This window comes from Mycobacterium sp. UM_Kg1, assembly GCF_000972925.1.
In the GTDB taxonomy this organism is placed as follows: domain Bacteria; phylum Actinomycetota; class Actinomycetes; order Mycobacteriales; family Mycobacteriaceae; genus Mycobacterium; species Mycobacterium hiberniae.
In genome coordinates this window covers 20,293-27,068 of record NZ_JRMK01000050.1, presented here as the reverse complement: position 1 = coordinate 27,068, position 6,776 = coordinate 20,293, and the positions used below count along the sequence as shown (strand labels likewise).

Here is a 6,776-nt window from a genome sequence, read left to right as displayed (position 1 = left end):
CCAGCACCAGCCGGGCGACGTTGGCCACCACCAGCACCAGCCGCCGGTCCCAGCGGTCCAGCAGCGCGCCGGCGAAGGGCCCAAGCACCGAATACGGCAGGAACAACACGGCGAAAGCGCCCGCAATCGCCCACGGCGAGGCCGCCCGGTCGGGGTTGAACAGCAGCGCGCCGGCCAACGCCGCCTGGAACAGGCCGTCGCCGAACTGGCTGGCCGCGCGCAGCGCCAGCAAACGGCGAAACTCCGGCAGGCCGCGCGTCGACCGCCACAGTGTGGCGGGAACGCGGGTATCTACCACAGAACCTCTTCCAGACACGGGCGGCGGCGCGGCAGCGGCTTCCAACCAGACTACAAATGTTGCGGTCGGGCCGATGTTCGGCACAGCACAGCACGAAGGACGGCCCCGGGTGCCATGATGGGAAAATGGCCCAATCCGAAGAACCCGAGGACGCCGAACAGTTCGTCGCGCCCGCTGCGCATCGGGTGCGGGCAGGCACGCTGCTGTTGGCCAATACGGACCTTCTCGAACCCACCTTCCGCCGCACCGTGATCTACGTGGTGGAGCACAACGACGGCGGCACGTTGGGTGTGGTGCTCAACCGCCCCAGCGAGACCGCCGTCTACAACGTGCTGCCGCAGTGGTCGGAGCTGGCGGCCAAACCCAAGACCATGTTCATCGGCGGCCCGGTCAAACGTGATGCCGCGTTGTGCCTGGGCTTGCTGCGGGTCGGGGCCGAACCCCATGACGCGCCGGGCCTGCGCCATGTCGACGGCCGGCTGGTGATGGTCGACCTCGACGCCGATCCGGAGACCATCGCGCCCTACGTGGAGGGCGTACGGATCTTCGCCGGCTACGCCGGCTGGACCATCGGCCAGCTCGAGGGAGAGATCGAGCGCGACGACTGGATTGTGCTGTCGGCACTGCCCTCCGACGTGCTGGTGCCGCCGCGGGTGGACCTGTGGGGGAGGGCGCTGCGACGGCAACCGTGGCCCACCGCGTTATTGGCGACCCACCCGATCGACATCAGCCGCAACTGACGCCCACCGCCCGGCCGGCTCAGCAGCAGCCGCAACCGCCGCCGCACCCGGAGGCCGGCTCCGGCGGCGCCCCGGCCGAGCACCCGCAGCCTGCGCCGCAGCCGGTCTCCACGACCGGTGCGTTGTCTGCGCAGCCGCAGCCCGAGTCGCAGCAACCGCCGGCGGCGGCGGTGTCGGCCGAGAGCCGCGCCGCGTAGCGGGCGCCCTGCCAGGCGCCGGCGGCCAGGGTCGCCAGCGCGCCGGTGATGGAGATGATCAGTGCCAGCAGGGCCATCGAGGCCGGGCCGGCCAGGACCAGCAGACCCCCGGTGCCCAGAATCACCCCGACGGCGATCTGGGCGGGCGCAACGGCCCGCAACACCAGCTGTTCGGGATCACCGGTGAGCGGCCGCGCTAAGGTCCGCGCCCCGAACACCAGCGAGACAACCGCCGCAACCAGGCACAACACACCCATGATCAGCATGGGTCCACAATACGATCCGCTGGTCAGCCGGCGGTGCCCACCTGGTGGCGGATCGTGCCGGACTGCACCGGGGCGGGCGGCGCGGCGGGCAGCGGGATGGTGCCCAGCTGGTGACGCACCGTGCCCGACTGCACCGGCGGGGCAGGCGCCGCGGGTGCCACGGGCGGCGGGGTGTCGCCGGGCAGCTCCACGCGGAAGCCGTTGACGATCCCGTCGGTGGCCGGGGCGATGCCGATGGCGCGTCCCGCGCCGGTCGTCACGGTCAGCGACACCAGATGCGCGCCGTCACCGCTGGGCACGATCACATGGCGCCGCGAGGTGTTCAGCGTCAAGTCACCGTCGCGGTAGGTCCCCTCGATGATCGAAGAGGGAAACCCGTTGAAGTCCTCCAGCGAGGCGTTGGTGGTCTGCCAGGCCATCAGCGACTGGCTGTCGACGAAGCCGTGGGTGATGGCTTCTTTGGGGTCGAACTGGCCGTCCAGCCGGTACACCACGACCTGCGCGTTGGGGGTGTAGAGCGACCCGCCGCGCCGGTCGGCGATCACGGCGAACGCGTCGGGCACGTTGGGGTCGGGAACGTGGGTCCAGCCCGCGGGCATCGGCAGGGTGATGTTCAGCGCGTTGAAGCCGGCGGCCTGCTGCGGCTCCAACTGCACCTTCTTGGCCGCGAAGTAGTCCCGCAAGGTGCCGGACGTGGCCGGCAGCAGGACGCTCTGCGGTGCCGGTACCGGTGCCGCGACGGCACCCGCGGTACTCGGCATGGCCGCCGGTGCGGGGGCCACCGGTGCGGGGGCCGCCGGCCGCGGCGACGCCGGCAGCGGGACGGTCACCGGAGCCGACGCCGCGTGGGCGGGCGGCCCGTAGGGGTTCGACGGAGCCGGGGCCAACGGATCGGCCGCGACGGTCGGCATACCGGCAAAGCCCGCCGCCATGACGGCGGTGCAGCCGAAAAGAAGTCGCCAGCGGTGCACGGTGTTCGTCATCTCCAGGGTCCTTCCGGGGCGGGCTGGGCAACGGTGCCTCCAAGCCGTGAGACGACGGTAGCCAGGCGGCAACGGTGCTACCAGGGCCGCAACCGACCTGGAACGAAGCCCTCACCGGGTCGCAATCCAACCGATACCAAGCTGTGCCGAACGGCCCCGGAAACCGTGCCCTTTACCCTGTTGAGGTGAACGAAGCCCCGACCGCCCAGGGACCCGGCGACCCCAGCGACCAGACACCCCCGCACCGCTACACCGCGGCGCTGGCCGGCCGGGTCGAAGACACCTGGCAGCAGCGGTGGGAACGCGAGGGGACCTTCCACGTCGCCAACCCGGTCGGCTCCCTGGCACCCGCGGACGGCTCGGCGGTGCCCGCCGACAAGATGTTCGTCCAGGACATGTTTCCCTACCCGTCCGGCGACGGCTTGCACGTCGGGCACCCGCTCGGCTACATCGCCACCGACGTCTACGCCCGGTACTTCCGGATGACCGGTCACAACGTGCTGCACGCCCTGGGCTTCGACGCGTTCGGCCTGCCCGCCGAGCAGTACGCCGTGCAGACCGGCACGCACCCGCGGATCCGCACCGAGGCCAACATCGAGAACTTCCGCCGGCAACTGCGGCGCCTGGGACTCGGCCACGACACCCGGCGCAGTTTCTCCACCACCGACGTCGACTTCTACAAGTGGACGCAGTGGATCTTCCTGCAGATCTACAACGCCTGGTTCGACACCAGCACGAACAAGGCCCGACCGATCAGTGAGCTGATCGCCGAATTCGACTCCGGAGCACGCGCCCTGGCCGACGGCCGGGACTGGGCAAGCCTGTCGGCCGGTGAGCGCGCCGACGTCATCGACGGTCACCGGCTCGTCTACCGCTCGGACTCGATGGTCAACTGGTGTCCCGGGCTGGGCACCGTGCTGGCCAACGAAGAAGTCACCGCCGACGGGCGCAGCGATCGCGGCAACTTCCCGGTCTTCCGGAAGCGCTTGCGGCAGTGGATGATGCGCATCACCGCCTACTCCGACCGACTGCTCGACGACCTGGACGTGCTGGACTGGCCGGAGAAGGTCAAGACCATGCAGCGCAACTGGATCGGACGCTCCACCGGGGCGGCGGCACTGTTCGGCGCCATCGCCACCGACGGTCAGGCGGTGGACATCGAAGTCTTCACCACCCGCCCCGACACCCTGTTCGGCGCCACCTATCTGGTGCTGGCACCCGAGCACGAGCTGGTCGACCGGCTGACCGTCGGGGCGTGGCCCGACGGGGTGGACCAGCGCTGGACCTACGGTGCGGCCGACCCCGCCGCGGCTGTCGCCGACTACCGGAAGGCGATCGCGGCGAAGTCCGACCTGGAACGCCAGGAGAACAAGACCAAAACCGGTGTGTTCCTGGGCAGTTACGCCACCAACCCGGCCAACGGTCAACAGATCCCGATCTTCATCGCCGACTATGTGCTGGCCGGCTACGGCACCGGCGCCATCATGGCGGTCCCCGGACACGACCAGCGGGACTGGGAGTTCGCCGCCGAGTTCGGCTTGCCCATACTGGAAGTCATTGCCGGCGGCGATGTTTCAGAGGCGGCTTACGCCGGCGACGGCACCCTGGTCAACTCCGGCCCGCTGGACGGAATGAGCGTCGACGAGGCCAAGAAGGCCATGACGCAGCGGCTGGAATCCGACGGCCGCGGGTGGGCGCGCATCGAATACAAGCTGCGTGACTGGCTTTTCGCGCGGCAGCGGTACTGGGGAGAGCCGTTCCCCATCGTCTACGACGACGACGGCCGACCGCACGCCTTGGACTCGGCGGCGCTGCCGGTTGAGCTACCCGACGTGGGGGACTACTCGCCGGTGCTGTTCGACCCCGACGACGCCGACAGCGAGCCGTCGCCGCCGCTGGCCAAGGCAACCGAGTGGGTGCATGTCGATCTGGATCTCGGCGACGGTCTGCAGGCCTACACCCGCGACACCAATGTGATGCCACAGTGGGCCGGCAGCTCCTGGTACGAGCTGCGCTACACCGACCCGCACAACGCCGAACGATTCTGTGCGCCCGAGAACGAGGCCTACTGGATGGGGCCGCGGCCGGCCGAGCACGGCCCCGACGACCCGGGTGGGGTGGACCTCTACGTCGGTGGCGTCGAGCACGCGGTGCTGCACCTGCTGTATTCCCGGTTCTGGCACAAGGTGCTCTACGACCTCGGATACGTCAGCTCGCGCGAGCCCTACCGTCGGCTGGTCAACCAGGGCTACATCCAGGCCGCCGCCTACACCGACGCCCGCGGCTCCTATGTGGCCGCGGCCGACGTGGTGGAGCGCGACGGGAAGTTCTACCTTCCGGGCGCCGACGGCGACACCGAGGTGTTCGCCGAGTTCGGCAAGATGGGCAAGAGCCTGAAGAACTCGGTGTCGCCCGACGAGATCTGCGACAGCTACGGCGCGGACACCCTGCGCGTCTACGAGATGTCGATGGGGCCGCTGGAGATGTCGCGTCCGTGGGCCACCAAGGACGTGGTGGGCGCGCACCGCTTCCTGCAGCGGGTGTGGCGGTTGGTGGTCGACGAGGAGACCGGCGACACCCGGGTGCTCGACGGCGAACCGGACCTCGAGACGCTGCGACTGTTGCACCGGACCATCGTCGGGGTCTCGGAAGACTATGCGGCACTGCGCAACAACACCGCGGCAGCCAAGCTGATCGAGTACACCAACCACTTGACCAAACAGCACCGCGACTCCGTTCCGCCGGCAGCCGTCGAACCGCTGGTGCTGATGCTCGCGCCGCTGGCGCCGCACCTGGCCGAGGAGCTGTGGCAGCGGCTGGGCCACGATTCCTCCCTGGCGCACGGACCGTTCCCGGAGGCCGACCCGGCCTATCTGGTGACCGACACCGTGGACTACCCGGTCCAGGTCAACGGCAAGAAGCGGGGACTGGTCACGGTCGCGGCCGACGCCGACGCCGAGACGATCAAGGCCGCTGCCCTGGCCGACGAGAAGGTGCAGGCGTTCCTGTCCGGCGCTGAGGTGAAGAAGCTGATCGTGGTGCCGGGCCGATTGGTCAACCTGGTGGTGTGAGCGGTCGTGCCTCAGTGCGGCCGGACCACCACTTCCTGTAGCTGGGCCTCGGCCGGGGTGCGCAGCGCGGCGGCCACCACTTCGGCGACGGTTTCGGGCCGCAGGAAGCGGCCCGCGTCGTACTCGCCGCCCTCATAGGCCACCAGGTCCTGTTGCATCTCGGTGTCTACCCGACCGGGGTAGACCGTGGTGACCCGCAGGGCCGGCTCGTCATTGCGCAGCGAATCCGCGAACGCCCGCAGCGCGAACTTGCTCGCCGAATACGACGCCATCCCCGCGGAAACCCGTTGGCCGGCACCAGAGTTGATGAAGACCACCTGTCCGCGGGCCTGGCGCAGGGCGGGGAGCAGCGCCAGGGTCAGCGCCACGGCGCCGAACACGTTCACCTCGAAGGTGGCCCGCCATTCCTCAATGCAGGACTCCCCGGCCGCCCCGGGCAGCATCACCCCGGCGTTGTGCACCAGCACATCGAGCTCGTCGACGATCTCGGTGGCCGCCTCGATCTCCTCAGTGTCGGCGAGGTCCAGGGGCCAGGTTGTGGCGCCCAGGCGCTGGGCTACGGCGTCCAGCCGCTCCGACGGCCGGCCGGCCAGCAGCAGGGTGTGGGTGGGCGCCAGTGCCGCCGCGATCGCCGAACCGATACCACCGCCGGCGCCGGTGATCAGGGCTGTCGGCATCAACCGCAGTCCACCGGGCAGTCCGCGTCCTCGGCGGGGGCCGCGTCGGCGAGGTCGCAGGTGGCCAGCCGCTCCAACGGCTCCAGCGCCCGGGTCAGCGTGTCCAGCTCCTCTTGGCTGAGCTTGCTCAGCATCGCCGCCAGGGCGGCGTGCCGGTTTGCCAGCGAATCGCGGTGACTCGCCAGCCCCTCCGGGGTGATGTCGACCAGGACCGCACGAAGGTCGGAGGGATCCCGGCTGCGCTTGACCAGCCCGATCTTCTCCAGCCGGCGGATCGCCACCGTCGTGGTGGGGGTACGGACGCGTTCGTGGGCGGCCAGCTCGGTCATCCGGATGGGTCCCCGGTCGAGTAGCGTGACCAGGATCGACAGCTGAGCCAGCGTCAGCTCGCCGGTCGGCGTGCCGCCGCTGACATCGCCGCGCCGCAGTATCGCGAACAATCGGGACAGCGAGCGGTGCAAGCTCTCCGCGACCGCCGTCACCTGCGGCGTATCGGCCGTGCCCTCCGTCATAGTTCGCCAGTCTAACGGGCCGCATCCACTAG

6 protein-coding genes and 1 pseudogene are annotated in these 6,776 nt (G+C 70.0%); 2 read left to right on the top strand and 5 right to left on the bottom strand.

Annotation, left to right across the window (positions count from 1 at the left end; translation table 11 throughout):
- Window positions 1-316: pseudogene (locus LI92_RS10095) on the bottom strand (MFS transporter); the annotation flags it as partial.
- Between the two features lie 107 nt (window positions 317-423).
- Between LI92_RS10095 and LI92_RS10090 the strand changes: the two are divergent.
- Entirely contained in the window at window positions 424-1,038 is a 615-nt protein-coding gene (locus LI92_RS10090) for a YqgE/AlgH family protein (RefSeq protein WP_046318478.1), read from the top strand.
- A 19-nt stretch (window positions 1,039-1,057) separates the two neighbouring features.
- On the opposite strand, the gene LI92_RS10085 is transcribed toward LI92_RS10090, so the two are convergent.
- Both LI92_RS10085 and LI92_RS10080 read right to left on the bottom strand, forming a co-directional pair.
- Complete coding sequence (locus LI92_RS10085; protein WP_046318477.1) at window positions 1,058-1,501, bottom strand: hypothetical protein; 444 nt, start codon at window positions 1,499-1,501, stop codon at window positions 1,058-1,060.
- Window positions 1,502-1,524: 23 nt separating this feature from the next.
- On the bottom strand, window positions 1,525-2,484 hold the full coding sequence (locus LI92_RS10080) for an LpqN/LpqT family lipoprotein (protein WP_082109653.1): 960 nt from the start codon (window positions 2,482-2,484) through the stop codon (window positions 1,525-1,527).
- 185 nt (window positions 2,485-2,669) lie between these two features.
- Here LI92_RS10080 and leuS point away from each other — a divergent pair, with 185 nt between their 5' ends.
- Complete coding sequence (gene leuS / locus LI92_RS10075) at window positions 2,670-5,555, top strand: leucine--tRNA ligase (protein WP_046318475.1); 2,886 nt, start codon at window positions 2,670-2,672, stop codon at window positions 5,553-5,555.
- Between the two features lie 11 nt (window positions 5,556-5,566).
- On the opposite strand, the gene LI92_RS10070 is transcribed toward leuS, so the two are convergent.
- Window positions 5,567-6,232 carry an SDR family oxidoreductase gene (locus LI92_RS10070; protein ID WP_046318474.1) on the bottom strand — a complete coding sequence of 222 codons (666 nt, stop codon included), beginning with the start codon at window positions 6,230-6,232 and terminating at the stop codon, window positions 5,567-5,569.
- On the bottom strand, window positions 6,232-6,744 hold the full coding sequence (locus LI92_RS10065) for a MarR family winged helix-turn-helix transcriptional regulator (protein WP_046318473.1): 513 nt from the start codon (window positions 6,742-6,744) through the stop codon (window positions 6,232-6,234). The genes LI92_RS10070 and LI92_RS10065 overlap by 1 nt, the downstream gene beginning before the upstream one ends.
- Window positions 6,745-6,776 lie beyond the last annotated feature (32 nt).